General features: G+C 48.2%; 26 protein-coding genes. 16 read left to right on the top strand and 10 right to left on the bottom strand.

All coding sequences use genetic code 11. The features are described 5' to 3' along the window. Nucleotides 1-57 precede the first annotated feature (57 nt). Nucleotides 58-324 (bottom strand): hypothetical protein, encoded by a 267-nt coding sequence (locus F3H97_RS10800; RefSeq protein WP_196431368.1) that lies wholly within the window; start codon nt 322-324, stop codon nt 58-60. A gap of 62 nt (nt 325-386) precedes the next feature. Between F3H97_RS10800 and F3H97_RS10795 the strand changes: the two genes are divergently transcribed. After that, the gene (locus F3H97_RS10795; RefSeq protein WP_196431367.1) at nt 387-1,187 is read left to right on the top strand and encodes an HAD-IIB family hydrolase; all 801 of its coding nucleotides are present in this window, start codon (nt 387-389) and stop codon (nt 1,185-1,187) included. On the opposite strand, the gene F3H97_RS10790 is transcribed toward F3H97_RS10795, so the two are convergent. Continuing rightward, nucleotides 1,133-1,438 carry an RNA polymerase sigma factor gene (locus tag F3H97_RS10790; RefSeq protein ID WP_196431366.1) on the bottom strand — a complete coding sequence of 102 codons (306 nt, stop codon included), beginning with the start codon at nt 1,436-1,438 and terminating at the stop codon, nt 1,133-1,135. The two genes, F3H97_RS10795 and F3H97_RS10790, sit on opposite strands and share 55 nt — an antisense overlap. Nucleotides 1,439-1,593: 155 nt before the next feature. After that, complete coding sequence (locus tag F3H97_RS10785; protein WP_012727536.1) at nt 1,594-1,809, bottom strand: hypothetical protein; 216 nt, start codon at nt 1,807-1,809, stop codon at nt 1,594-1,596. A 121-nt stretch (nt 1,810-1,930) separates the two neighbouring features. Between F3H97_RS10785 and F3H97_RS10780 the strand changes: the two genes are divergently transcribed. From F3H97_RS10780 to F3H97_RS10765, 4 genes are all read left to right on the top strand, one after another. Next, nucleotides 1,931-2,164, top strand: coding sequence for a WYL domain-containing protein (locus F3H97_RS10780; RefSeq protein WP_074035487.1), 234 nt, complete (start codon nt 1,931-1,933; stop codon nt 2,162-2,164). Then, nucleotides 2,161-2,361: a helix-hairpin-helix domain-containing protein gene (locus tag F3H97_RS10775; protein WP_047794766.1), complete on the top strand. Its 201-nt coding sequence runs from the start codon at nt 2,161-2,163 to the stop codon at nt 2,359-2,361. Before F3H97_RS10780 ends, F3H97_RS10775 begins: the two co-directional genes overlap by 4 nt. 151 nt (nt 2,362-2,512) lie before the next feature. Further along, nucleotides 2,513-3,970, top strand: coding sequence for a UDP-N-acetylmuramoyl-L-alanyl-D-glutamate--2,6-diaminopimelate ligase (locus F3H97_RS10770; protein ID WP_196431365.1), 1,458 nt, complete (start codon nt 2,513-2,515; stop codon nt 3,968-3,970). Nucleotides 3,971-4,066: 96 nt separating this feature from the next. Then, nucleotides 4,067-4,411: a YflT domain-containing protein gene (locus F3H97_RS10765; protein ID WP_012727532.1), complete on the top strand. Its 345-nt coding sequence runs from the start codon at nt 4,067-4,069 to the stop codon at nt 4,409-4,411. A 67-nt stretch (nt 4,412-4,478) separates the two neighbouring features. Here the strand turns inward: F3H97_RS10765 and F3H97_RS10760 are convergent, their stop codons facing one another. Further along, entirely contained in the window at nt 4,479-5,471 is a 993-nt protein-coding gene (locus F3H97_RS10760) for an MDR family oxidoreductase (RefSeq protein WP_159563073.1), read from the bottom strand. Between the two features lie 143 nt (nt 5,472-5,614). On the opposite strand from F3H97_RS10760, the gene F3H97_RS10755 reads away from it, so the two are divergent. Then, entirely contained in the window at nt 5,615-6,037 is a 423-nt protein-coding gene (locus tag F3H97_RS10755; protein ID WP_012727530.1) for a hypothetical protein, read from the top strand. Nucleotides 6,038-6,055: 18 nt separating this feature from the next. Here F3H97_RS10755 and F3H97_RS10750 read toward each other — a convergent pair whose 3' ends face one another. From F3H97_RS10750 to F3H97_RS10735, 4 genes are all read right to left on the bottom strand, one after another. After that, entirely contained in the window at nt 6,056-6,265 is a 210-nt protein-coding gene (locus F3H97_RS10750; protein WP_012727529.1) for a hypothetical protein, read from the bottom strand. A gap of 82 nt (nt 6,266-6,347) precedes the next feature. After that, a complete protein-coding gene (locus tag F3H97_RS10745; RefSeq protein ID WP_196431364.1) occupies nt 6,348-7,055 on the bottom strand; it encodes an SDR family NAD(P)-dependent oxidoreductase in 708 nt (235 codons plus the stop codon). Nucleotides 7,056-7,066: 11 nt separating this feature from the next. Continuing rightward, nucleotides 7,067-7,456 carry a GNAT family N-acetyltransferase gene (locus F3H97_RS10740; RefSeq protein WP_074035497.1) on the bottom strand — a complete coding sequence of 130 codons (390 nt, stop codon included), beginning with the start codon at nt 7,454-7,456 and terminating at the stop codon, nt 7,067-7,069. Further along, on the bottom strand, nt 7,453-8,469 hold the full coding sequence (locus tag F3H97_RS10735; RefSeq protein WP_196431363.1) for a serine hydrolase domain-containing protein: 1,017 nt from the start codon (nt 8,467-8,469) through the stop codon (nt 7,453-7,455). The genes F3H97_RS10740 and F3H97_RS10735 overlap by 4 nt, the downstream gene beginning before the upstream one ends. A 172-nt stretch (nt 8,470-8,641) precedes the next feature. On the opposite strand from F3H97_RS10735, the gene F3H97_RS10730 reads away from it, so the two are divergent. Beyond that, entirely contained in the window at nt 8,642-9,541 is a 900-nt protein-coding gene (locus F3H97_RS10730) for a GGDEF domain-containing protein (RefSeq protein ID WP_196431362.1), read from the top strand. A gap of 20 nt (nt 9,542-9,561) precedes the next feature. Here the strand turns inward: F3H97_RS10730 and F3H97_RS10725 are convergent, their stop codons facing one another. Then, a complete protein-coding gene (locus F3H97_RS10725; RefSeq protein WP_196431361.1) occupies nt 9,562-11,340 on the bottom strand; it encodes a solute:sodium symporter family transporter in 1,779 nt (592 codons plus the stop codon). A 182-nt stretch (nt 11,341-11,522) separates the two neighbouring features. Between F3H97_RS10725 and F3H97_RS10720 the strand changes: the two genes are divergently transcribed. Next, entirely contained in the window at nt 11,523-12,152 is a 630-nt protein-coding gene (locus F3H97_RS10720; protein ID WP_196431360.1) for a hypothetical protein, read from the top strand. A 53-nt stretch (nt 12,153-12,205) separates the two neighbouring features. On the opposite strand, the gene mgtE is transcribed toward F3H97_RS10720, so the two are convergent. Further along, nucleotides 12,206-13,564, bottom strand: a complete 1,359-nt coding sequence (mgtE, locus tag F3H97_RS10715; RefSeq protein ID WP_196431359.1) for a magnesium transporter — start codon at nt 13,562-13,564, stop codon at nt 12,206-12,208. A gap of 322 nt (nt 13,565-13,886) precedes the next feature. Between mgtE and arcA the strand changes: the two genes are divergently transcribed. From arcA to cydC, 8 genes are all read left to right on the top strand, one after another. Beyond that, nucleotides 13,887-15,116 carry an arginine deiminase gene (arcA, locus tag F3H97_RS10710; protein WP_196431869.1) on the top strand — a complete coding sequence of 410 codons (1,230 nt, stop codon included), beginning with the start codon at nt 13,887-13,889 and terminating at the stop codon, nt 15,114-15,116. Nucleotides 15,117-15,137: 21 nt separating this feature from the next. Then, nucleotides 15,138-16,166: an ornithine carbamoyltransferase gene (gene argF, locus F3H97_RS10705; protein ID WP_196431358.1), complete on the top strand. Its 1,029-nt coding sequence runs from the start codon at nt 15,138-15,140 to the stop codon at nt 16,164-16,166. A gap of 52 nt (nt 16,167-16,218) precedes the next feature. Continuing rightward, the gene (arcD, locus tag F3H97_RS10700; RefSeq protein WP_012727520.1) at nt 16,219-17,694 is read left to right on the top strand and encodes an arginine-ornithine antiporter; all 1,476 of its coding nucleotides are present in this window, start codon (nt 16,219-16,221) and stop codon (nt 17,692-17,694) included. Nucleotides 17,695-17,708: 14 nt separating this feature from the next. Then, a complete protein-coding gene (gene arcC, locus F3H97_RS10695; RefSeq protein ID WP_196431357.1) occupies nt 17,709-18,671 on the top strand; it encodes a carbamate kinase in 963 nt (320 codons plus the stop codon). 163 nt (nt 18,672-18,834) lie between these two features. Further along, on the top strand, nt 18,835-21,177 hold the full coding sequence (locus tag F3H97_RS10690) for a glycoside hydrolase family 31 protein (protein WP_196431356.1): 2,343 nt from the start codon (nt 18,835-18,837) through the stop codon (nt 21,175-21,177). A 119-nt stretch (nt 21,178-21,296) separates the two neighbouring features. Then, nucleotides 21,297-21,986 carry a Crp/Fnr family transcriptional regulator gene (locus tag F3H97_RS10685; protein WP_196431355.1) on the top strand — a complete coding sequence of 230 codons (690 nt, stop codon included), beginning with the start codon at nt 21,297-21,299 and terminating at the stop codon, nt 21,984-21,986. Nucleotides 21,987-22,108: 122 nt separating this feature from the next. After that, nucleotides 22,109-23,833 (top strand): thiol reductant ABC exporter subunit CydD, encoded by a 1,725-nt coding sequence (gene cydD, locus F3H97_RS10680; RefSeq protein ID WP_196431354.1) that lies wholly within the window; start codon nt 22,109-22,111, stop codon nt 23,831-23,833. After that, nucleotides 23,830-25,548 (top strand): thiol reductant ABC exporter subunit CydC, encoded by a 1,719-nt coding sequence (cydC, locus tag F3H97_RS10675; RefSeq protein WP_196431353.1) that lies wholly within the window; start codon nt 23,830-23,832, stop codon nt 25,546-25,548. The genes cydD and cydC overlap by 4 nt, the downstream gene beginning before the upstream one ends. Nucleotides 25,549-25,614: the final 66 nt, after the last annotated feature.

The following is a 25,614-nucleotide window of genomic DNA, read 5'->3' as shown; positions in this document are numbered from 1 at the left end:
TGCGCAGAAGGGATGTCCCTTGTATTGATCTAACGTATAAAATCGAAAAATGGATGCCTATTTTGTGTGACTATTTATTGAACACGTAGATGATGGGATTGGAAGTTTCGTAAAAATGAATAATCGTAATTTCTCTGAAAAGGTATAGGTGATGATGCTCAGCCCGACCGCCGTCACGAGCATCAACCCGATGGCGACCATAGGAGAACTGACCGTGATCCAAAAGAAATACGATCGAATGCCAAATAGGAAAGCGAAAACGATGATCAATCCCGTGATCAGGCTACTCATTTGGCAATAGATTTGAGCGATACGTTGAATCATAAGATCCCTCCTCCGTTTCATTGTACTATACAGGAAAGGGAAAACGATAAGGAGACGATAGAATGAAGCGATTCACAGATGAAGGACGTACACTTGTTTGTTTTGATTTTGATGAGACCTATTTTCCACATGCATGTTCAGCTGACCAACTAGCTTCTGTCCGTCGGCTCGAGGACTTTTTGGAACGACATTCGTCAAGCGTGTCGACGATGTGGGTGACGGGGAGCTCGCTTGCGTCGATACACGAAAAAGCAAAACGGGCGAATCTTCGCTTTTGGCCTCATCGAATCGCCTCGAGTCTTGGCACAGAATTATATCGAATCGAGACGGACGGAACGTTCGTTGAGGACAAGGCTTATCAAGAACCGTTTCCGAGCGATTTTGTATCACGTGTGGAACGCATCGTGTCACAGACTGGACAGATGCATATTGAATTAGATGAACAGCCAGGGAATGGGATGAGTCCTTGGATTCGAAGTTACTATGTCCGCGACCAAGTCGGTTCATGGAGAGAAACGCTTCGGATGCTGACAGATTCAGCTGGCATTGCTGTCAATATGAGTCGATGCAATCCGAAAGCGGGTGACCCGGCTGATGCATTCGATGTCGATTTTTATCCGAAGCATGCGGGGAAAGTATCAAGCCTGGAATATGTATACGCCACTGCTTCCTTTTCACGAGAAGATACGTACGCTTTTGGCGACAGTGGGAACGACATTAGCATGCTAGCATATGTCGGGAACGGATACTTGGTGAACAACGCGACCGAACAGGCAAAACAGATGTATCCGGAGATGACAACAAAACCTTATGCAGAAGGGATTTTAGAAGTGTTGGAATCTGATTTGTCTTCTTTCATATAGTGCATGATTTCCTCTAATGAACGGATGAGGGTCGCACGAATCGTTTCGGAATGTGGATTGAAATCGAGACGTTGTTGCCAAATCCGACAAAATAAATCGGTCAAGGCCGCCTCTGCAGTTGCAGGATGGTCATTCAGATGAAGCGCATATCGATAAAGTAGTTTTTCATAGCGTGAGTATAAATGTTCTAAGGCTTGGCGATTTTTAAGACGAATTTGATCGACCAGGCGTTCATCGAGTGTAGGAAGCATATGCAACTCCTTTCGTATGGAATGAAGGTTTCAACGATAAAAGAATCAGGAACTTTACTCAGATAAAGCATCCTCTCTGTTCTTTCACTCATTTGCTCCCATTTAAACCAAGGAATATGAAGAATTGCGGTCGAATATGCATGCCCCTCAACGATTCAAAAAGTGTGATAACAATTCGGACAAGTTTGTGCGTCTCCCGGCGCGCGTTTGAATGATGTTTTACACTTCGGACAAGTGACGGTTTCACTCTGTTGATTGAACAAACTGCCACGATTGAATAAAATGTTGCGAAGGTTTGGTAACGCGAGCGCAGCGAAAATCATTGCCCCGAATAAAAAGGCAGCCAAGATCAGTAATAATACATAAGTCATCGGTTTTTTCCTCTCTCATTTGATTTCCTTCATCATAATCGAAATTTGAATCAGCGAACAGCTTATCAATAGAAATAGGAACAAATGTTCTGTATAATGAAAATAAAGGAGGGAAAACAGGATGAGAGAAGAATTGTTACGATGGATGCGTTCGGGACAAGTCACAGAAATGGTGTATGTCGATCGACATGGGACATTTTCAGAGCGGCGGGTCAAACTGATTAAAGTGCAAGGAGAGTACGTGGTGGCATGGGATTTGAATAAACAAGCGAGACGAACGTTTCGAATCGAGCAAGTTCTTGCCTGTCTTCCCATCAACGGACGATTTAGAAAGCGAAAGGCGGAGATTGGATGATTGCCTTACCAACGTTAGCAGCGCCAGCTAAAAGGGCACTAGTCGCTAAAGGAATCGAGTCTCTGCATGAATTGTGTCCCTATACACGCCGTGAGGTTGCGAGTTGGCATGGAATCGGACCGAATGCCCTTTTTGTCCTTGAGGCGGAGCTACTAAAATACAATTTAGCATTCAAAATGGAGGAACCTAGTACGTGAGTGCAACGTCTAGGTTTTTTTTGTGAAGTGATTGCTTTTCTTTGAAAACGGGAAGTAATATATTTGTCATCTCAATTGCCGTTAAAATCTAGTAACATGACGATAAGGTTTTATGAACCTAGCGACACCCATGAGAAAGGACGTACACAGCATGAGAACGAAACGTTTATCCGCCATTTTACAAAATGAGATGGATGACATTTTTGATCCATGGGTGACCGGAGTCGAAACCGATTCCAGGAAGGTCAGTTCAGGGAATGTCTTTATTTGCATTCGCGGTTATACGGTTGACGGTCATAAGTTCGCGGAGGACGCCGTCGCCAACGGTGCGAGTGCGGTCATCTCAGAATATCCACTCGATCTCGATGTTCCGAATGTGGTTGTTGCCGATACGAAACAGACGGCAGGAGAGGTTGCGAGTGTATTTTATGATCATCCCTCTCATCGGATGCGTATATACGGTGTGACAGGAACGAATGGAAAAACTACGACGGCGACATTGACTTATGATTTGTTGCGTCTTTCAGGACGTCGTGCCGGAATCGTTAGTACGATTGGCGCGCGTTTTCATAATCAAACGGTTGAGACAGCCAATACGACACCAGAAGCCGTCGTCTTACATCGCATATTAGCAGAGATGGTCGATGCAGGCGTCACGGATTGCGTACTCGAGGTATCATCGCATGCCTTAATGGAAGGTCGCGTAGCGGGAATACACTTTCATGCTGCTGCGTTTACGAATTTGACGCATGATCATTTAGACTATCATCGTTCGATGGATGAGTATGCCCGGGCCAAAGCGCGATTGTTTGAACAGGTGGAAGTGACGAATGGTGAGGCGATTGTGTTAAATGCGGAAGATCCGGCTAGTCATGTCATGGCTGAGTTTGCGCCGACACGTCAAGCCATTATGTATAGTACAAAAGAGGACATCGAGGCGGACATCCAAGTGATTTGGCGTGAAGAAACGGTACTCGTCAGTATGAAGGAGTTCAAGCTCGAAGTGCCCGTCCGATTCATGGGGGCGTTCAACGCAGCGAACTTAGCGGCGGCCATTGGACTTGTGTCGACTTCGGATATGGCGCTACGGACCATCGTTTCAAATGTTCCAGGACTCACCTTGCCAAAAGGGCGGTTAGAACGTTTAGCTACAGAGGATGCCGAGATATATATCGACTATGCTCATACACCAGACGGGCTAGAGAAATGTTTGTCTACATTGCAACAAGACGACCGTGCACTTGTCGTCGTGTTAAGTGCGGCAGGAGACCGAGATCCCACGAAACGTCAAGATATGGGACGAATCGCAAGCCGCTATTCAAACGAGGTGATTGTCACGGTACATGATATCCGCATGGAAGACCCGAAACAAATCATTCGTGACTTAGTAAAAGGAATCCAACCGGATGTGAAGTATGTGACGTTTGAAGCAAGGGAAGAAGCCCTGCGCCATGCGGCCACGCAAGCGTTAGAAGGAAAGCGTGTCGTGGTCGTCGGGAAAGGACATGACCACATCGAACGGATTGGTCGCCAGTCGATTCCATTCAATGAATCGAACATTTTATTAGAAGAATTGAAAAAGCGAAAAGGGCAGGAACCTGCCGTTTAACAAAACGATGACGTTTGTCATCGTTTTTTAATGTGTGAAGAACAGGAAGGAAGGTAATAACTAATAATGTAGTAGAATTGAAGGAGGAGAATAGACATGTCAGTTTTGTACAAAGAATTTACAAATGATGAAGAAGTCGTTACCGCCGTTCAATCGATGAAAACAAATGGGATTGATGAATCTAACATCTACGTCATCACACATGACGATGATCGAAGTAAGCGTGTCGCGGACAATGCCGATGCGAACACCGTCTCAGCAAGTGACGTCGGTTTGGGGACAGCTGCCAAAAACGTGTTCCGCAAAAAAGGAGATGAACTGCGAGCCGATTTTCAGGAGCTCGGCTTCACAAAAGAAGAATCAGAGCGTCTCGAAGAAAAGTTAGATCAAGGGAAGGTACTCGTTGTCGTGAAAGACGCACCTGCCGGATTCACCATCTGATTTCACACCATGGAGAATAGAGAGGAAAGAGGCTGAATCGTGAGTGATTCAGCCTCTTTTCATGTGCTTAGCGAAGGCGGACGACGGTACGACCGCTCAATTCGCCACGCATCATCGCCTCGGCGTGACGAGGGACGTCGTGTAACGGAATCTCATGGATCATCTCGTTGAGAACTTTCGGATCGATGAGTTCTTCGAGGCGTTCCCATGCGTTCGTACGACGAACCATGGGTTGCATGACCGAATCGATGCCGATGAGCTTCACGCCGCGTAAAATAAACGGATAAACGCTCGTCGGCAACTCGGCGCCTCCGACGAGACCGCATGCGGCGACAGCACCTTCATATCGTATCTGGCTCAAGATGTTGGCGAGTGTATTTCCACCGACCGAATCGATAGCGGCATCGAAGCGTTGCTTGGCAAGGGGACGGGCAGGTCCTTCTAATTCGCTTCGATCGATGATCGTCTCGACACCGAGTGAGCGTAAGTATGGTGAATCTGTTTTACCAGTGGAGGCGACGACATGGTAGCCGAGGCGACGAAGCAACGTAATCGCGAAGCTTCCGACACCACCTGTCGCTCCTGTGACGAGCACTTCTTCGCCTGGACGCACACCAGCGTGTTCGAGTGCATCAATGGAAAGCATGGCGGTGAGTCCTGGTGTTCCGATGGCGATTGCATCTCGCATGCTCATTCCTTTAGGTAACTTCACGAGCCATTTCCCCGGTACTTGCGCATACTGGCTAAATCCACCGAAATGCCGTTCCCCAATCCCGAAACCAGTGGCAATCACCTCATCGCCAACTTTGATGTCGAGGTGGTCTGATTCGACGACAGTTCCAACGAATTCGCATCCCGGAATGAACGGATAGCGATTGACGATTTTTCCTGAAGTCGTCAATCCGAGCGCGTCTTTATAATTCAATGCGGAATAGTGGACTTCGACTAAGACGTTTCCATCCTCTTCTTTCGGAAGGACGTCGGCGTTCACTTCTTTTACTTCGGCATGAAGGCGTTCCTCGTGTTGGTCTAGCACGAGTGCTTGGAATGATTCATTCATCTGCTTAACCTCTTTTCCTATAGATGTCCTCACTCTAACAGTCTTTCCCTGGCAAAATGAAATATATGCACGAATCTTTAGGGGGAAACGGGTAGAGAGTGGTACAATAAAGGGGATTCAAATTGCGTAAGGAGGAATGTAGTATGCGGCACGATGACTATGAGTTTGACGATGTAGAAGTAGAAGAAGGCGAATTGTTCAACGTATACGATATTCTCCCACCAGACGGGACGATCCTGGAGATGGCGACAGCTGAGGAAATGGTTCGAGCGGCCGAATTAGAAGCGAAGCATCATGCGCTCCAACGGCTCCAAGATTCAAACTTCCAGTTAACAGGCGTGTCGTTCAAAGAACTTCTGACAGAATTTGAACAGTATGAGCAAGAGTCAATGGAGTTCTGGACAGGTGTTTATAACCGATTACGCATTCCTTGGGCGTGGACGATTCGAATCGATGTGGCCAATGGTCCGATTCACGTCGTGAACGATCGCGATATCTTTATCGATGAAGACGACTTCGAAGAATATGATGTTGATGATTTATTAGAGGAATACGAAGAAGATTGAATCAAAAACGTCTTTCCCTCATTCAGATGGGAAAGACGTTTTTTTGTCGTGGAGCAGGTCGTGACGGATTCGGCTGAGTTCAGTCGCCCCAAATAATAATCCGACACTACATAAAATTGAAACACCACTCACCATCGCCCCGACGACAGCGGTATCACCAATCATTGTGAACGACATTGTGAGGCTAAACAGTCCAAATAGCAGTAATCCTCCAGCAATGGTTTTCATAAAATTCACCCTTTCACGTATCTATGCATGTAGTGTAGACGGTTTGACGAGAGAAGGGTGTTTCTTTTTTTGACCTGGTAAATTATTTGATTAAGTCGTAAATCGAATAGGTCTTGCCATTTTCTAGAGGACGGTCAATCAACTGTTCAGCAAATATACGAGCGACCGTTTCAGGAGAACGGAGTCGTCCTTCTGTTTCGTATGCACGGAATTGTTCAAGGTCAGCGAACGCCTCTTTCGAGGAAGAACGAATCTCCGCCTGCATCGACGTATCCATCACACCTGGATTGAATAGAGCTGCACGATGTGAGGTTCCTTCTAGCTCTAGTGCAAGCGTCTCCGTGAAATGATCGAGTCCTGCTTTCGTGCCACAATATGCGCTCCAACCTGAGATCGGACGTTTGGCCGCGCCAGAGGTCACATGAATCAAATCGGTCGGCTTACCGAAAGCGAGGACCGCATTCGCCAATAGCATCGGCGCAAGCAGGTTGGCGTGGACATGAGCGGTCACTTTCTCACCATCTAATTGTCCGACACGATGAATCGGTTCAATCCATGCTGCATTTTGAACGAGCAAAACCGAATCAGCCCGCTCTAGAAACGGTGTGATCTCCCGAATGACTGCATCAATCCCCGAGACGTTTGATAGGTCGACTGATCGTTGCTGATACGTAACGTCTTCCGTCTGTGAGCGAGAGAGCCCGACCACCTCGTAATCTCTAGCTTGTAGTTCCTGAGCGATGGAACGGCCGAGACCACGCGATGCGCCTGTGATGAGAGCAAGTTTCATATACATTCCTCCTATTCGTGAATCGTTTTCCGAAAACCGTAGAACGGACGAAACCGTAATTTCTCGTAATATGTGTGGGAATTTTGACTTGCGAGCATCTCAAGCCGTGTGTCTGGATAAAGTGTATGGACGTGTTGGAGTAACTGTTCGCCAAGACCACGTCTACGATATGTAGAAGCGACCAACAGTTCACAAACATACAAACTGACTGTCGTATCAGTCAATCCGCGCAAATAAGCGACAATCTTTCCATTTTCAGACTCCATCACATAGGTGACGTTTGATTGACGCCATGCCTCACGGGTCAACGCGTCACGTTCTACCAATTGGCTCCAACCTTCATCGCGATTAAGTTGTTGAATCGAGTCAAAGTCTGATTCCATATAAGTACGAATGTTCATTCAATCCGTTCTCCAATCTGCATTTCAATCTGTTTCATGACGTCGAACGCCCCATCTGATTGATTTGAACAAATGACCGAGATGGTATCGATTTCTGGATAGTAACCAGAATGGAAACTGACACCAGGGTCATAGCCCATCACGTGATATTTATAGACATCTCCCGATGCGTGATGTTGAATCCAAAGTCCGTATCCATAACTCCCGCCGCGGTCATTAACCGTCACGTGTGGTGTCAAAAGAAGCGACGTAGAAGCGGTATCAAGAAGCTGATGTGAAAACAGCGATTTCCAAAATTTAGTCATGTCTTGAGCGGTCACATACGCGCCACCATCTGCTCCTCCTTTGATTGGAATCGCATATTGGTTTGTACGCCATGTGCCGTCCGAGTGGTCAATATAACCGAGTGCTGTTCTAGAAGGCAAGGCATCGAGTGAAAAGTATCCAGAATCAATCATACCAGCAGGATGAAAAATCGATTGTTCGACATAGTCGGTGAAAGATTGCCCGGTCACATCTTCTACAATCAACCCTAACAGAATATATCCTGCATTATTGTAGGAGAATCGAGAACCCGGTTCGTCTTTCATAGATTTTTGTTGAAACAACGGTAAAAAATCACGTAACTGTTGAAGCCGATACATCGGGATATCACGCCATAGCGCTTCAAAGTCATCAGAGACGGATTCATCAAAATAGTCAGGGATTCCTGATGTGTGCGTCAACAACTGATGTACGGTGACGTTTGGTGACAGATGAGTTAAGGCAAATGTTTGAAATGAGTCAAGCGAGGTGGAAAAGGATAGTTTCCCTTGCTCGACTAACTGGCAAATCGCGATTGCTGTAAACAGCTTGCAACCGGACGCAATTCCGAACCGTGTCATCACGTCATGTTGAATCTGTTCTGAGCGATTCGCATAGCCGTAAGACTGGTGGATTGATCCATTTCGATTGGTGAGCAAATAGACACCCGAAAATGTCTCGTCAATCGATGGATGTGTGAAATGTGGCATGAGAAACCTCCATGTATTGAGTGATTCAATAAGTCGACTATATCATGTCCATCACAATCTCTCTAAAATTTACTCAATTTTCAAAAAAACATTTACCAAATAACAGGAATTGAGACAGGTGTCTGACCTCGAACGTGGTACGATATGGGCGAACAGAGAGGAAGTGGATTCAATGACGTTATTCTTCTGGGGGATACTCGTTGGATTTTTAATTGCCTTGTGGCTATATAAACGTCCACAGCCACATTCACAGTCTCTTTCGTTTATGCATTTCGGGAATCAAACGAAAGATGTCATTTACATTTTTGAAACGAAACCGACGTGGCGTTTCCGATACATCAGTCCTTCTTTAGATTTATATCTCGGAGACGGGACGGTGATGCAAAGTTATTCAGATGCACAAGAGTGTTTTCGGAGAATCCACCCGGACGATCGGCGACTATTACTCGACAAAGTGGCGGGACGCGTCAATTATGAAGAAGCGATTCTTCAACGATGGCGCACGAATGACGGCGCTTACGTATGGTTCGAGGAATATACGACACCAATCTATGAGAATGGTGAAATCGTAGCGGTTCAAGGTGTGATTCGGAACATCGAAGCAGCCATGACCGAGCGTGAACGTCTCATGTATGAAAGTCGCCACGATAGCTTGACCGGTGTCTTCAATCGTCGGGCGTTTGAAGAAACGATTGCTCAAGCAAGAAATGCGTGTGACGTCGGAATCATCGTGCTGGATGTGAACGATTTGAAAGTCGTAAACGACATGGAAGGACATTCTGCTGGTGACGATTTGTTGAAACGGGTCGGGATGATTCTTCAGGGAATTGAATCATCCGTGTATCGTTTAGGGGGAGATGAGTTCGTCTTGTTTCTAGAGATGATGCCCCGCGACGCATGTGAACGAATGGTTCTTCAAATCGAAGCGGCTTGTCAAAAAGAATCGATTTCTGTCGCCATCGGGTTGGCGTGGGCATCATGTCCGGAAACGATTGAGGCGCTTTGGCAACGTGCGGACGATGCCATGTATGAACGGAAGCGACAACAAAAAGTAGACCTCCTTGACGTGTAAGTTCAAGGAGGTCTATTGGTTTAGCTGCTTTGTTCTTTTACATCGGACGGCTCTTCACCCAAATTGTTTAGATAGCGTTCATAACGAGAAATACCATAGCGGTAAGATGCCCAGATGAGCCCGGACGTTATGACGACAAGTCCCACTGTCAGTGGAGCAAACCATCCGGAAACGATGCCGTTCGCATAAGCGAGTCCGATTGGCGAGAATACAAGGTAAACGAAAATCATCGAAGCGACGAGCAAAATGGATGTCGAAAGGGCATGACGCCATGGTTTGACTCTCCCTAGTTCGATTCGGATCGGATTCGCTTGAAGCATTGGTCGCACACGCGCAAATACGAGCATGATCCCCGTCTCGATGACGAAGAGGATTCCGTAAATATGGATAAAGTTGATGCCGATTTCGACGCCGAACCATTGTTTCGTCCCCCATACGAGGAAATAGTAAGCGATGACGTGGAAAAAGACGACGGTCTTCGCGGCGATTGGCGGCACACGTTTAACAAGCATCCCGATTAAAACGATGACGAGAATCGGGATGTTGAAGAAACCGGTGAAGCGACGAATCAAGTCCCACAAGCCATCTGGCGCATACATAAGATTCGGGGCGACAAAGAACGAGACGAGTGCAACGAACGTCCCGAACCATTTGCTGACGCGAATCAAATCTTGGTCAGAAGCATCCGGTTTAAACTTCGGTTTGTAAATGTCGAGTACGAAGAGCGTCGCGATACTATTCAAGAGCGAGTTGAACGAGCTGAATACGGCACCGAGCAAGACGGCGAGGAAAAAGCCCATGAGCCACATCGGTAACAGCTCGGCAATCAAACTCGGATAAGCGAGGTCTGCCTTCTCGACGTTCGACCCGTACAAGTGAAACGCGATGACGCCAGGTAACAACATGAAGATTGGAACGAGTAATTTCAAGTAGCCGGTAAAGAGAACGCCTTTTTGTCCTTCCGCTAAGTTTTTTGCACCGAGGGCCCGTTGAATCACGTATTGATTCAGTGCCCAATAGAACAAGTTCGCAAAAATCATTCCGGTGAAAATGGAGAGAAACGGGACCGAGTCGTTAGCGGAACCGATGGCGTTCAACTTTTCGGGATTCGTCGTCGCAATCGTCTTCATCCCGTCCAATAAATTCCCGTCCCCTAGTGCGAGAAAGCCTAGTGTCGGAACGAGGAATCCAATGATGATGAGTCCGATCCCGTTCAACGTGTCCGATACGGCAACGGCACGAAGACCTCCGAAGATGGCATAAATCGCCCCGATAATCCCAATGAACCAAACGACGAGCCAAAGGGACTGCTCAAAGCTGATGCCGAGAAGGGCCGGCACATCGAACAGTTGCAGGACGGCTAATCCACCCGAGTACAGCATCGATGGAATCGTCACGCACATATAGCCGAGTAGAAATAACAAGACAGTCAATCGACGAACGTCCTCGTCATAGCGTTGACTTAAAAATTCAGGAATGGTCGAAATTCCGATGCCAAGAAAACGTGGCAACAAAAAGAGCGCCATGATGATGGCAGCGATACCGGCCGTCACTTCCCATGCCATCGCTGACATGTTGCCGGCGAACGATTGGCCATTTAAGCCAATCAATTGTTCCGCTGACAAGTTGGTCAACAGGAGCGATCCCGCGATGAAGACACCCGTTAAACCGCGACCAGCCAAGAAGTAATCGTCGGCGCTTTCGACTTTTCCTCTCGTCATGCGATACGAGACGTAAGCGACGAGCGCCATGAACAGGGCGCCGGTCACGAGTATGTAGAGTACTTGTTGAAATGTCATGAAATCCCCTCATTCCTTACTTATGTTTTATATGTATTTTTAGGAAATACCCTAAATTATAAGAAGGTAGTCCTATTGTTTTGATCGAATCATACAGAAACCATGAACGTGGGGACGATTGCGTACTTGTCGTACGAGAGTAGAAAATCGATGAGGATGGATGGACCGATGGGAGGGACCTCGTGAAGAAGTGGATGATTGGAATGTTATCTGTTGTAGTGATAGCAGGTTATATCATGTTTAGCGAAATGCTGAAAGAAGAAAACACGAGTGATTTGGCTGTGACCGAAAGCTTCCGACACATAGACGATTTAGCTACAAGCTCGCCGATTGTCATCGTCGGCAAAGTGAGCAGTGCTCCCAAACCGTTTACACATCAATCGGTCACATTTTTTGAATCACACATTCAAGTGCAGCGTGTCTATCGAGACGTGAATGGTCAACTGAAGTCAGCCGATACGATCACCCTTTTACAAAATGATATGGAAGAAGACCCGCTCGTCAAACGAGACGAGACCGTTTTGCTGTATTTACAAAGATATGAAGGACCCGTGATGGAGAATGCATATCGGATTGTCGGTCTACAACTGGGACATTTCAGAGTGAATCGGACGGGGACACTGACTTCGGTAGGAAAACCTAACCTTTATCAAGAAAGCGGGCTCAGTGCTGACTTGAGCAAGCTAGAGACATCATTGAAAGACAATCCTTATGTGGAAGAAAGAAACGAAGTGATGACGGATGAGGAAATCAGGGCTTTTAATGAAAATGAAGTGCGTTTGTTTGAGGAGTCTCAACAACATGACGAGTAAAAGCGGCGCTGACAACATCAGCACCGCTTTTATAATCGGATTTTTTTCAAATGTCATAAAAACTGGAGCATGGACGTCGCGACCGTGAAGTAGATGATGAGACCGAGGTTGTCCATCAGCGTCGTGATAAACGGTCCAGAGGCAACAGCGGGGTCTAACTTCAGGCGATTGATGAGAAGCGGGACAATCGTTCCAATCATCGTGGCGACACTGAGTGCGGCGAAGATAGAAACCCCGACAATGAAGCCGATCAGCATATTGTCGTATAGCAGCGTGATGACGCCAAAAATGACAATCATACACGCAATCCCTAAGATGATGCCGGTTCCGAGTTCGCGTCGAATCATCTTCATAACGTTCTTTCGATTGATGGTCCCGAGTGCAATTGAGCGCACAGCGACGACGAGTGATTGCGTGGCTGCGTTCCCGGCAGAGCCCATGACAAGTGGCATGAAGACGGCGAGTAGCACAATCGTCTCAAGGGTGTCTTCGAAACCGCCAATCGTCGAAGCTGTAATCATGCCGAGAAACATGAGGCTGACAATCCAAGGGGCACGTTTTTTCGCTGCTTCAAGCGGACTCATGTTGATATCAGACGAACCTTTCGTCGCGGAGAGTTCTTCAAAGTCTTCTGTCGTTTCGCGCTCGATGACGTCTAATACATCATCGACCGTGATGATGCCAAGTAGCTTTTGCTGATCATCGATAACGGGAAGGGCCAACAAATCGTACTTCTGGACAATCCTGGCCAAGTCTTCCTGGTCGGTCATGACGTTTGCCGAAATGACGCGGAACCCCATGATGTCTTCAATTTTCGCCTCGAGCGGTGCGACAATCAAATCACGTAAGGAGACAACACCAACCAGTTGGTGCGCTTGGTCGACCACATATAGGTAATAAATCGTTTCGGCATCTGGTCCGAGTTCACGCAACTCTTCAAGGGTCAGTCCGACCGTCTTATCAGCTTGAAGGACGACGAACTCGGTCGTCATGAGCGATCCAGCCGTTTCCTCCGGATATTGCATCAAGTCTTTGACTTCTTGTTCCTCGATATCATCCATCTGCTCAAATAGCGTGTCCATGAACGCATCGGGTAGTTCCCGCATCAAGTCGGCCGCGTTGTCCGAATACATTTCATTCAAGATTCGGACGGCATACGGTTGGGGTGTTTCTTGGATGAATGTACATTGCTCTTCTAACGTCAGTTTTTCAAATAGATCGGTGAATACCTCAGGGGAGATGGTTCGATACACGAACGACCGCTCATGTTGAGTCAGTTCGATAAAATGATCCGCCTGTTCACCCGGGTGGAGAGAGAGAAAAAGGTCTTGAAAATCGACCGGGTCTCCCTTTTGAATCAATGTACGAAGCGCTGCTTCATGTTCGTTGTATTCCGTTTCTTCAATTTTCATATGCTCACATCCTGATCTCTCACATTTTCAATTTCATTTACGGTGAATAAAAAAAGTTTTCTACATTTTTTAGGGCGATGCTATACATCAGCCATACATCTTATTTCCCTTTGCCATCGTCCTGATTTCTAGAGCATTGTTTGTTCATTCACATGAGTGAACATTTATTCATATCAATGCGGAATCGACAACAGATGAACTGTCGGATTAGACATTCGCAAATTTGGTAAAGTGATAAGGTAAGGGTAGTCACACACCCGAATCACAAGGAGGAAGCGAGATGATCTCAATGACGAATCAACCGATTTCACAAGATACGACGCTGAAACATCCGATTCATGTGTATTCAGAAATTGGAGAATTAAAAACGGTATTACTGAAGCGACCGGGCCGGGAGTTAGAGAACCTTACTCCAGAATATTTAGAGCGCCTCTTGTTCGATGATATTCCCCATTTGCCGGTCATTCAAAAAGAGCACGATTATTTTGCGAGTGCGCTTCAAAATCGTGGTGTGGAAGTCCTTTACCTCGAAAAACTAATGGCCGAAACGTTATCACTCCCTGGTGTGCGCGAAAAGTTTGTCGCGGATATCTTATCGGAGTCCAAATCAAATATCAACGGTTCTTACGAAACATTAAAAGAGTATTTACTCGATTTTGATAACGAAATGTTGATTGAGACGGTGATGGCCGGTATCCGGAAATCGGAAATCAAGCCAGAAAAACGCCGACATCTGCATGAAATGATTGAAGATACGTACCCCTTCTTTTTGGATCCAATGCCAAACCTCTACTTTACACGAGACCCGGCCGCTGCAATCGGTCACGGACTCTCCATCAACCGCATGAAAGAACCGGCACGTCGCCGTGAATCGCTCTTCACGCAATACATTATGCGCTATCACCCACGCTTTGCGAAACATGATGTTCCCATCTGGTCGGACCGTGATTATCGGTTTGCGATGGAAGGGGGAGACGAACTCGTCTTGTCGAAAGAAGTCGTCGCCATCGGCATCTCGGAACGAACGACCGCGCAAGGCATCGAGCGTGTCGCCCTCAACCTACTCAAGCATGGAGACAGCTTCAAAAAAGTCATCGCCATCGAAATTCCAAAATCACGCGCCTTCATGCATCTTGATACCGTCTTCACGATGGTCGATCATGATAAATTTACCATCCATCCGTTCATTCAAGGACCGGAAGGGAAGATGAACATTTTCGAGCTCACGCTAAACACGGAAGGTGAACTTCAGATTGCTCAGCACTCGGATTTGTTGAAGGTGTTAAAAGATGTCCTCGGCTTACAAGAGGCGACGTTGATCCCTTGTGGCGGTGGGGATCCGATTGCGGCAGCCCGCGAACAGTGGAATGATGGATCGAACACGCTCGCCATCGCGCCGGGTGTCGTGGTCACGTATGACCGAAACTATGTCTCGAATGAGTTACTTCGTAAAGAAGGCGTCGAAGTAATCGAAATCATGTCGAGTGAACTATCGCGCGGCCGTGGGGGTCCACGTTGCATGAGCTGTCCGATTATCCGCCAAGACATCTAAATGTGATAAGGAGGAAGCAGTATGTCTACAACGTTCAATTTTGATTTGAAAGGTCGTCATTTTTTATCGCTAAACGAGTTTTCGGGTGAAGAAATCAACTACTTGATCGACTTGTCTGCTGCATTCAAACGTCAGAAAAAACAAGGTGTTCCACATCGGATTTGTGAAGGTAAAAACATTGCCTTACTCTTTGAAAAACCATCGACACGGACGCGTTGTGCGTTCACTGTCGCTGCCATCGATTTAGGGATGCACCCTGAATATTTAGGCAAGAATGATATTCAATTCGGGAAGAAGGAATCGGTACGTGATACCGCGATCGTTCTTGGACGCATGTTTGATGGCATTCAGTTCCGTGGCTTCGCTCATGAGACGGTCGAAGGTCTTGCAAAAGACGCCGGCGTACCGGTGTGGAACGGTTTGACCGACTTGTATCATCCAACCCAAATCTTGGCCGACTTTTTGACGGTAAAAGAGCAAAAAGGAGAACTTGCCGGAATTAAATTTGTGTACGTAGGTGACGGACGGAACAACATGGGAAACACGTTGTTGATCGGTGGTGCAAAAGTTGGGATGGATATGCGAATCTGTGCGCCGAAATCGCTCTGGCCATCTGACGAGATCGTGAACTATGCGAAGTCGGTCGCCGTTGAAACAGGGGCTGTGATCACCTTGACAGAGAGCATTGAGGAAGCGATGGACCAAGCCGACGTCGTTTACACCGATGTCTGGGTATCGATGGGCGAGGAAGCGGCGTTCGCAGAACGAATCGAACTGTTGCGACCGTATCAAGTGAACATGGACATGCTTCAAAAGAGTGGCAATCCGGACATCATGTTCTTACATTGCCTTCCGGCATTCCACGACTTAGAAACGGAGGTCGGGCGGGCGATTCATGAGCAATATGGGTTGACTGAAATGGAAGTGACCGACGAAGTATTCCGTAGCCGTCATTCGTTCGTATTTGATGAGGCAGAAAACCGGATGCATACCATCAAGGCGGTGATGGCAGCGACGCTCACGGAGACACGCGAATGGCTTGATCGTTGACGAGGAGGGGGTTTCCCCTCCTGCTTCAAAATAAGCGAAAGGGATGAGTAGAATGTCTACGAAGTTGGAGCATGACTCAGGTGGTTCGGCTGGAGTACATCCTGAAAAGAAAGATAAGCGGTTAGGTCTCGGAGCGTTGACGGCACTTGTCGTCGGGTCGATGATTGGCGGTGGCGCCTTTAACTTGGCTGCCGATTTGGCGCAAGGTGCGAATGCGGGTGCCATTCTTATTGGTTGGGTCATCACGGGAATCGGGATTATCGCGCTCGGTCTCAGTTTTCAAAATTTGACGATGCGTCGTCCAGATCTCGATGGTGGCGTATACAGCTATGCACGGGCAGGTTTTGGATCGTTCGTCGGATTTAACTCGGCATGGGGATATTGGTTGTCTGCCTGGCTTGGAAACGTGGCGTATGCCACACTGCTGTTCAGTTCGGTCGGTTATTTCTTCCCGATTTTTGAAGGGGGACAGAATATCGCGTCGATTATTGGCGCATCGATTATGCTTTGGCTCGTGCATACACTCATCTTACGTGGGGTACATGAGGCATCGATGATCAACATCGTCACGACGATTGCCAAGCTCGTCCCAATTTTTGCATTCATTACGATTACCTTGTTCTTCTTTAATCTCGAAAACTTCACCTTCGATTTTTGGGGACAAGGCGGCTTCTCATGGGGAAGTGTTCGTGACCAAGTCGTTTCGACGATGCTCGTGACACTTTGGGTCTTTATCGGTGTGGAAGGGGCCGTCGTGCTATCTGGCCGTGCTCGGAAACGTTCGGACGTCGGGAAAGCAACCGTTATTGGGCTACTTGGAACGCTCGTCATTTATTTGCTCATTTCTATCATGTCGCTCGGTCTCATGACTCCCGAAAATGTAGCGAACGCCTCGCAACCAGCGATGGCATATTTGCTCGAGTCGGCCGTCGGTCCGTGGGGTGCGATGCTCATCAACGGGGGACTCGTCATCTCTGTCCTTGGCGCATGGCTCGGTTGGACGCTGTTAGCGGCAGAAATCCCATTCGTTGCCGCCAAAGATGGAGTCTTCCCGAAATGGTTCACGAAAGAGAATCAAAATCAAGCTCCTGTCAATGCCCTTTGGCTAACGAATGGGTTGATTCAGCTCTTCCTCTTCACATTCTTGATTTCAGATGCCGCATATAACTTTGCCTTTTCTCTCGCTTCGAGTGCGATTTTGATCCCATACGTGTTCTCGGCCTTTTACCAAGTGAAAGTGGCGAAGAACGGAATCGGATACAGTTCCGGTGAACGAAAAACACGCGATTTAGCGATTGGATTGGTCGCTTCCGTTTATGGACTATGGCTCATATACGCCGCTGGAATCGATTATTTACTTCTCACTACACTTTTATATGCACCGGGAACCCTTCTCTACATGAAGGCACAACGTGAAAATGGCATCAAGTCACTCACTAAAACGGAATGGATGGTCGCCGGTGTGTTGACCGCACTGGCCATCTTCGCAGTCGTACGCATACTATCGGGTAATATCTCAGTCATTTGATCGGGGGTATGGATATGGAGAAAAAACGTGTGGTCATCGCCTTAGGCGGGAATGCGATTCAGCAAGGCAAAGATGCGACAGCCGAAGCACAAATACAGGCAGTTGAGGCAACGGCGGAATCTCTCGCTGCACTCATCGCTGAAGGAGTCGAGGTCATCATCACGCATGGTAACGGTCCGCAAGTTGGAAACCTGATGTTGCAACAAGCCGCATCAGACAGTCCAGCCACACCAGCGATGCCGCTTGATGTCTGTGGTGCGATGACGCAAGGGATGATTGGATACTGGTTTGAAAACGCATTGACCAAAGCACTGCGTGCACGTGGCCTTGAACAGCATGTGGCCTCGCTCGTGACACGAAGCATTGTCGATCCGAACGATAGTGCGTTTCATCATCCGACTAAGCCAATCGGTCCATTTTATACGGAAGACGAGGCACTTCATCTCGAACGGACGACGGGTTATGTCTTCAAAGAAGACGCAGGACGGGGATATCGTCGTGTCGTCCCGAGTCCGATCCCTATGAAAATCGCCGAACACACCGTCATTCGAACACTCGTTGAAGCTGGGCACATCGTTGTCGCTTCCGGTGGCGGTGGCATTCCGGTTATGGAGACAGCGGATGGATACGTCGGCATCGAGGCAGTGATTGATAAAGATTTCGCGGCTGCAAAACTGGCTGACCTCGTCAACGCAGATGTGTTACTCATTTTGACGGCTGTCGAACATGTGTATGTCAATTTTGGGCAGCCAGATGAGATGGCACTTCAAGAAACGTCGAAAGAACAGATGGAGACCTATATCGCTGAAGGGCAGTTTGCACCAGGTAGTATGTTGCCGAAAGTAAGAGCGGCGCTTCAGTTTGCCGAATCCGGTACGAACCGTGTCGCCATCATCACGTCGCTCGATCAGGCTTTAGCAGCCATTGACGGGGAAGCGGGCACACGTGTCCGCCTGGCTCCATCGCTCCAACAATAAGAATGTGTCGCAGACGTGAAGCGTTTGCGACTTTTTTTGTTTTCTGCCCGGATTCAAGGGGAAGGAATGTTGTATGCCAAAAATGAGATTGCTATCATATTCAGTGTAAACGTTTGCGCTAATTTCAGGAAGGAAGTGACGGAGAGCGGAATCGCTCGAGTGTATGCGCCTATTCGAAGAAAATCATGTATATGAGTCGTGGATGAGACCAAAAGCAAGGGAAGAGGCAATCGTGCAAGGAAGCTGTTATCGATTCACCGTTTTGACGAGTCAGTTGATTCGGATGGAATACGCGGAAGACGGAATTTTTGAAGACCGTGCCACCCAAGTGGCGTGGAATCGGGAATTTGACGTTCCACAATTCCGAGTGATTGAAGATGAGACAGAGCTCCAAATCATCACAGAACATGTTCATTTGTATTATACGAAAGGTCCGTTCGCACCGAACACGCTCTATGTGGACGTGAAAGGGAACTTTAGTACGTATTATAGCCGCTACATGTTCAACGGTCCGGAGCGGACACTGAAAGGGACGGCGCGGACGCTCGACCATGTGGACGGGGCGACGGAATTAGAAGAAGGGATCCTCTCCAAACAAGGGTATGCGATCATTGATGATTCATCCTCATTTTTGATGACGGATGATCGCTTCGTCGAGCCGAGGCGAAAAGGAATTCATGACATTTACTACTTTGGATATGGCCATGACTATAAACAGGCACTTCGAGACTTTTACACGTTGACGGGTCCGACACCGATGCTTCCTCGTAAAGCGCTCGGGAACTGGTGGAGCCGGTACTGGCGATACGACGAAAAAGAGTATAAGACGTTAATGCGCCGTTTCAAGTCAGAAGATGTCCCGTTCTCGGTCAGTGTCATCGATATGGACTGGCACGTGACGGACATCCCCGAAGAGTACGGGAGTGGATGGACGGGCTATTCGTGGAACAAAAACTTGTTTCCCGAACCGAAACGTTTCCTCAACTGGTTAAAGGATGAGGGAATGATGGTAACGTTGAACCTGCATCCCGCGGACGGTGTCCGTGCGTTTGAAGATCAGTACGTGGCGATGGCCGAGGCTATGGGCGTCGATCCGGAATCGGGGGACCGAATCCCGTTCGATTTTTCGGACAAACGATTCATTCAAGCGTACTTCGAACAAATGCACCATCCACATGAGGCAGACGGCGTTGATTTTTGGTGGATCGACTGGCAACAAGGGTCGACCTCGAAGATGGAAGGACTCGACCCGTTATGGATGCTAAATCATTATCATGCCATTGATATCGCCCGTGACGGCAAACGCCCGCTCATTTTTTCTCGTTACGCCGGACCAGGGAGCCACCGTTACCCGGTCGGATTCTCAGGAGATACAATCATCTCGTGGGCATCGCTCGCCTTCCAGCCGTATTTTACAGCGACAGCGACAAACATCGGCTACGGGTGGTGGAGTCACGACATCGGAGGGCATCATCGCGGGGAAAAAGATGATGAACTCGCTGCGCGTTGGGTCGCATATGGGGTGTTCAGTCCAATCATGCGTCTCCACTCGACGTTCAGCACATTTAACGGGAAAGAGCCTTGGCGTTTCGGAATCGAAGCCGAACAGTCGATGAAGCGATTCTTACGCTTACGTCACGAACTCATCCCTTATCTATATACGATGAATTATCGTAACCATGCCGATGCGCTACCACTCGTGTTACCGATGTATATCGAACATCCCGATGACGAAGCGGCTTATCAGGTACCGAATCAATTTTATTTTGGCAGTGAACTCATTGTGTCCCCAATCATCACACCGATGGACCGGAAGCTCCACGTCGCCGGAACGAATGTCTGGCTACCAAAAGGAGAATGGTTCGATTTCTTCACAGGACATCGTTACGAAGGCGACAAGTCGATTCGTGTATTCCGCGGTCTTGATGAACAACCAGTCTTCGCCAAAGCGGGTGCCATCGTTCCGCTCATGCCACATAAACCGCATGAGAATGAGACGGGGAACCCGAGCGAGCTAGAAGTACTCGTCTTTCCAGGTGCCTCGAACACGTTCACGATGTATGAAGATGACGGAGAAAGCCGCGATTATGAGACGGGTGCCTCGCTTGAAACGACGTTCACGCTCGACTGGGAAGCGCGGACGCTTCTCATCGAGATGTCAGGAGACTTGACCCTCGTTCCAGCGAAGCGGACATTGACCATTTTGGTCCGAGGTGTTGTCGGGGAAGGAGACTACGACGCTGAGACGCAGACGCTACACATTCCAATCGGTGAATTGAAGCAAGAGCAGACGGTGGCGCTCCCTGCCAATGTGACGCAGAACGCTCATCGACTTGACCGTCTCTATCGATTCTTAGACCGAGCAGAAATCGCCTATGATTTGAAAGATCGGTTGTACCAGATGGCGACAACGAAGACACGTCTCGAAGCATGGCTGTTTGACCTCCATGCGTTAGAACTCGATCGAGATTTGCAAGACGCGTTATTAGAACTGATGTTGGACTAAAATAAGGGGGGAGACCCCCTTTTGTCATGTCAGAAAACTGTCGGATTTTGAAAGCGTTATCATTTCAAATCATTTTATACTTAAGGTAGGGGGATTTAACTAGAAATGAGGGAATACAGATGCGACACAAGTGGACGATTGATGATTTACGGCAGTTGACACTGTTTGCGAACTGTTCGAGTCGAGCGCTTGAACAGCTCGTCCCATACGTCTATTGCCGAACGTATCGAAAAGGACAACTCCTATTCATGGAAGGAGACCCGCGAGAGCGCGTGTATTTCTTAATGAATGGATACATCAGACTCGAACGGATGAACGAGCATGCGACGCATCAGTATGCGGACTATGTGAAACCCAAACAGTTCTTCCCGTACAACGGTTTATTCACGGAGGAAGACTACCGTCATACGGCTGAAGCGGTGACGGATATTGAAGTCATCTACATCCCGACCGAACGATTCGAGCGGTTTGTGTCCACACAGTCGAACATGCTGCTCTATATCATCGGACAGATGAATCGTATTTTAGATTTACATGAACGACGTGTCCAAGAAATTATTACCCCGAGCGCGAAAGAACGTGTACTCAATACCATCCATTTTTTGATTGAAGATTTAGGGGAGCCGGACGAGCAGGGGGTACGTGTCCGCTGTCCGTTCACGGCGATGGAACTATCTCGTCTATCCGGAACTTCCCGGGAGACGGTTTCTACGATTTTAGCGAAGCTTCGCAAAGAAGACGTGCTTCGAATGGACGCGCACCAACTTGTGATTGAGCATCCTGAATATTTTGATCAAGACTTCGATTGACGCCGCTCGGGAGAGGGCGTCTTTTACATGTCGGAACGAGCGGAGCGTTCGCTTCAAGACGTAGCATATTGTATAATTAGTGATGAATCTCACAAAGCAATCGGATTGTGAATAGAGAAAGGATGAATGCAGTGAAACGACTGCAAGCCCTTGCGTTCGCCGAGCGAGGTCACATCATTGGACTGGTATTGTCTGCGGTCATGATTGGACTATCGATTTTGGCGCAAGCGTATTTAATCGTCGACATTGTCGACCGAATCTTTTTAAAAGATGAATCATTTGAAGCCGTCATTCCGGCGTTACTTTGGCTCGTCGTCGCCCTATTGGCACGAGCACTTTTTGGATACGTCTCCGGGCGAATCGGGGCGAGTTTATCGGAAAAAGCGAAACGGGCGTTACGTCTGCAATTGCTAGATCGCTATGCCACGAGCCCGGTCGAGTCCTCTTTGACGGGACAATCTGGGAAGAAGGTCAGTGTGTTCATGGATGCTGTTGACGAGGTTGACGCCTACTTCAGTCAATATTGGCCACAAGTGATTCAAACCTCGATTATCCCGCTTCTGATTTTGGTTGTCGTCTTCAGCCAACATTGGATTTCAGGTGTCATCATGATGGTGACGGCACCGTTTATCCCTTTGTTCTTTATTATCATTGGGATTGCGACACAGAAAAAATCTGAGGAACAGATGGAGAAGATGAATCAATTTTCCGGAAAGTTTTTGGATGTCTTACAGGGTTTGACGACACTTAAACTCTACAACCGGACCGAACAGGAAGCGAAAGCGATTGAGAAGAGCAGTCTCGACTTTCGGGATGCGACGATGGTCGTCTTAAAGACGGCATTCTTATCTGGCCTTATGCTGGAATTCATTTCGATGCTCAGTACCGGTGTCGTGGCACTGGAAGTCGCGCTACAGATGGTCGTTTGGGAGAACTTGACGTTCTTCTCTGGCTTCTTGATTCTTGTGTTGGCGCCAGAGTATTACTTGGCCATCAAAGACCTGGGCAGCGCCTTTCATACGGGACGTGGCAGTATGGGCGCAGCAGACCGGATCTTTGACGTATTAGACGCTCCGGATGATCGCATTCAGTGGGGGACGAAGTCGCTTGGTTCACGGAAGCCGGATCTTGAGCTTGAAGAGGTATCGTTTGAGTACGCTGGTGGACGCTTTTCCCTTCAGCCATTGAGTGGTCGCATCTCGTCGGGCACCCACCTCGCGTTAGTTGGTGCGAGCGGTTCCGGGAAGACGACTGTCCTCAACGTGATTTCAGGACTTTTGCAGGTGAAATCAGGTCGTGTTCTCGTAGATGGTGAACCTTTGCATACGTATGACGAATCTACCTGGTATGGAAATATTGCATATATCTCTCAAAATCCGTATCTGTTCGCCGGGACACTCGCCGAAAACATTGCCTTAGGTGAGGTGGCTGACGAACATGCGTTACTCGAAGCAACCGAGGCAGCTGGACTATCCGAGGTGATTGACCAGTTGCCGAACGGGATCTGGACAGAACTCGGAGAAGGTGGATTTGGACTATCCGGTGGGGAACGGCAGCGCCTTGCACTCGCACGTGCTTTCTTTAAGCGACCTGGTATTTTATTGTTTGATGAACCGACGACCGGTCTCGATTTGAAAACAGAGCGGATTGTCAGACGCTCGATTGAAGAGCTGTCAAAAGGTGCAACGTTAATCACGGTTGCGCATCGTCTGCATACAATCAAAGAGGCAGACACGATTTGGTTCATGGATGATGGGAAGCGAATCGCAGAAGGGACGCATGAAGTGTTACTCGCTGTCCCAGAGTATGCGGAGTTGTTTGCACTTCAGAAAGGGGTGAGCCGATGAACTCGCTTTGGACGATTACAAAATGGATGATGCGCGAAAAGAAAGACATCCTCCTCTCCATCTTCTTTGGATATGCAGCAGGGATTGCGGCGGTCGCCCTCTTCGCGGCAAGTGGCTATCTCGTATCACGCGCCGGGCTCGTCCCGCCCCTGTATGCGTTGATGGTACCCGTCGTCTTGATTAAACTGTTCGGTGTCATCCGGGCAGGAAGCCGTTATCGGGAACGTCTCGCATCGCACCGAGCAACGTTTACGATTTTGAGTGAGTTGCGCGTCCGGTTCTATCGTCAGTTAGAGCCGCTCGTTCCGTCCATCTTTGTGAAATATCGGAGTGGGGATTTGCTCGCACGCGTCGTTGGGGACGTCGAGAGTCTTCAAAACTACTTTCTTCGCGTGTTTTATCCGCCAATCATTCTCGTACTCGTCTTTTTGAGCACCATCTTCTTTGTTACCTTTTACTCGTTTGCGGTCAGTCTATGGATCTTGTTTGGTGTACTCATCACGGGGTTCTTGATCCCGCTCGGCTTTGCACGAATCCGCGCCCGTCACGATGAGACGATTCGTGGATTGCGCGGAGATGTGTCGATTCAATTGACAGAGATGTTGTTCGGATACCGGGATTTAAAACTTCATCACCAACTCGATCGCACGAAACAAGCTGTCTATTCGTACAGTGAACGTTACATGGAGGCGGAGCGGAAAGACACAACGAATCAATTCTTTAATTCTGCGCTCGTTGTTGCCGCTTCCTTACTCGTCTCATGGGGCGTCTTGGCCATCGGTGCGTATCAGGTGGTAAATGGAGACCTGAACGGGTTGTTCTTGGCAATGCTGATCATGATGTCGCTCACAGCGTTTGAGAATACGACGCCGATGGCCGTGTTCCCCGGTCACTTTGCAGACAGTAAGCAAGCAGCAGATCGTTTGTTTGAAGTGACGGAGCCGAGTGAAACGATTGAGGAGCGTGAGGCGAAACGTCATGATGTGACGTTTACGGCCGCACCGTCTATTTCATTTGATCATATTCGCTATCGCTATCCAGACACGTATCGAGATGTGATAGATGAGGTAACGTTACACATACCGAGCGGTTCGAAGACGGTAATCGTCGGACCGAGCGGGTCAGGGAAGTCGACGTTACTTCAACTGGTAATGGCTTTCGTTCGGACGGAAGACGGCACGATTCGGTTGGATGATTACAATATGAACGATGTCAAACAAACATCTATTTGGCAACATGCAAGTGTTGTCTTGCAAGACAATCATTTCTTTTACGGAACCGTACGGGAAAACCTGGCGTTAGCCGGTGACTTCACAGATGAAGCGATGAACGTAGCACTTGAGCGCGTCCGTTTGTCATTCTCGCTAGACGAACCGGTCCTGGAGAAAGGGGCAAACTTGTCAGGTGGAGAACGTCAGCGCCTCGCCATCGCACGGGCACTTCTTAAAAACGGACTTCTTTGGTTGCTTGATGAACCGACATCGGCACTCGATGCAGGAACAGAGGCCCATGTCTTTTCTGAATTGCTACAGCAAGCCGGAGGGGGCACACTCATTCTTGTCAGTCACCGTTTGACGGGTCTCGAAACGTTTGATCAGATTATCGTCATGGAAGCTGGACGGATCGTCGAGGTCGGTTCTTATGAGGAATTGATGACGAAACGTGGCATGTTCTATGAATTGAAACAAATCGAACAAGAAGTGTTCGCATCATGAAAAAGACGAGCAGCCCCGTCGGTGGGCTGCTCGTCTTGTTTATGGCAAATATGGGTGCAACAAATG

It is taken from the genome of Exiguobacterium sp. SRB7LM (assembly GCF_015712685.1).
In the GTDB taxonomy this organism is placed as follows: domain Bacteria; phylum Bacillota; class Bacilli; order Exiguobacteriales; family Exiguobacteriaceae; genus Exiguobacterium; species Exiguobacterium profundum.
The sequence above is the reverse complement of the archived record's forward strand: the minus strand, read 5'-3'. Positions and strand labels throughout refer to the sequence as shown.

Bases quoted from the DNA above. Each gene is read 5' to 3' on its own strand.
- F3H97_RS10760 (WP_159563073.1), bottom strand. From the start codon at position 5,471: ATGAATGAATCATTCCAAGCACTCGTGCTAGACCAACACGAGGAACGC.
- F3H97_RS10790 (WP_196431366.1), bottom strand. From the start codon at position 1,438: ATGCTTCCTACACTCGATGAACGCCTGGTCGATCAAATTCGTCTTAAA.
- F3H97_RS10795 (WP_196431367.1), top strand. From the start codon at position 387: ATGAAGCGATTCACAGATGAAGGACGTACACTTGTTTGTTTTGATTTT.
- F3H97_RS10735 (WP_196431363.1), bottom strand. From the start codon at position 8,469: ATGCCACATTTCACACATCCATCGATTGACGAGACATTTTCGGGTGTC.
- F3H97_RS10690 (WP_196431356.1), top strand. From the start codon at position 18,835: ATGCGCCTATTCGAAGAAAATCATGTATATGAGTCGTGGATGAGACCA.
- F3H97_RS10785 (WP_012727536.1), bottom strand. From the start codon at position 1,809: ATGACTTATGTATTATTACTGATCTTGGCTGCCTTTTTATTCGGGGCA.
- F3H97_RS10745 (WP_196431364.1), bottom strand. From the start codon at position 7,055: ATGAAACTTGCTCTCATCACAGGCGCATCGCGTGGTCTCGGCCGTTCC.
- F3H97_RS10755 (WP_012727530.1), top strand. From the start codon at position 5,615: ATGCGGCACGATGACTATGAGTTTGACGATGTAGAAGTAGAAGAAGGC.
- F3H97_RS10730 (WP_196431362.1), top strand. From the start codon at position 8,642: ATGACGTTATTCTTCTGGGGGATACTCGTTGGATTTTTAATTGCCTTG.
- argF (WP_196431358.1), top strand. From the start codon at position 15,138: ATGTCTACAACGTTCAATTTTGATTTGAAAGGTCGTCATTTTTTATCG.
- mgtE (WP_196431359.1), bottom strand. From the start codon at position 13,564: ATGAAAATTGAAGAAACGGAATACAACGAACATGAAGCAGCGCTTCGT.
- F3H97_RS10750 (WP_012727529.1), bottom strand. From the start codon at position 6,265: ATGAAAACCATTGCTGGAGGATTACTGCTATTTGGACTGTTTAGCCTC.
- F3H97_RS10740 (WP_074035497.1), bottom strand. From the start codon at position 7,456: ATGAACATTCGTACTTATATGGAATCAGACTTTGACTCGATTCAACAA.
- F3H97_RS10765 (WP_012727532.1), top strand. From the start codon at position 4,067: ATGTCAGTTTTGTACAAAGAATTTACAAATGATGAAGAAGTCGTTACC.
- arcC (WP_196431357.1), top strand. From the start codon at position 17,709: ATGGAGAAAAAACGTGTGGTCATCGCCTTAGGCGGGAATGCGATTCAG.
- F3H97_RS10770 (WP_196431365.1), top strand. From the start codon at position 2,513: ATGAGAACGAAACGTTTATCCGCCATTTTACAAAATGAGATGGATGAC.
- cydD (WP_196431354.1), top strand. From the start codon at position 22,109: ATGAATGCAGTGAAACGACTGCAAGCCCTTGCGTTCGCCGAGCGAGGT.
- F3H97_RS10800 (WP_196431368.1), bottom strand. From the start codon at position 324: ATGATTCAACGTATCGCTCAAATCTATTGCCAAATGAGTAGCCTGATC.
- arcD (WP_012727520.1), top strand. From the start codon at position 16,219: ATGTCTACGAAGTTGGAGCATGACTCAGGTGGTTCGGCTGGAGTACAT.
- cydC (WP_196431353.1), top strand. From the start codon at position 23,830: ATGAACTCGCTTTGGACGATTACAAAATGGATGATGCGCGAAAAGAAA.
- F3H97_RS10780 (WP_074035487.1), top strand. From the start codon at position 1,931: ATGAGAGAAGAATTGTTACGATGGATGCGTTCGGGACAAGTCACAGAA.
- F3H97_RS10685 (WP_196431355.1), top strand. From the start codon at position 21,297: ATGCGACACAAGTGGACGATTGATGATTTACGGCAGTTGACACTGTTT.
- F3H97_RS10775 (WP_047794766.1), top strand. From the start codon at position 2,161: ATGATTGCCTTACCAACGTTAGCAGCGCCAGCTAAAAGGGCACTAGTC.
- F3H97_RS10725 (WP_196431361.1), bottom strand. From the start codon at position 11,340: ATGACATTTCAACAAGTACTCTACATACTCGTGACCGGCGCCCTGTTC.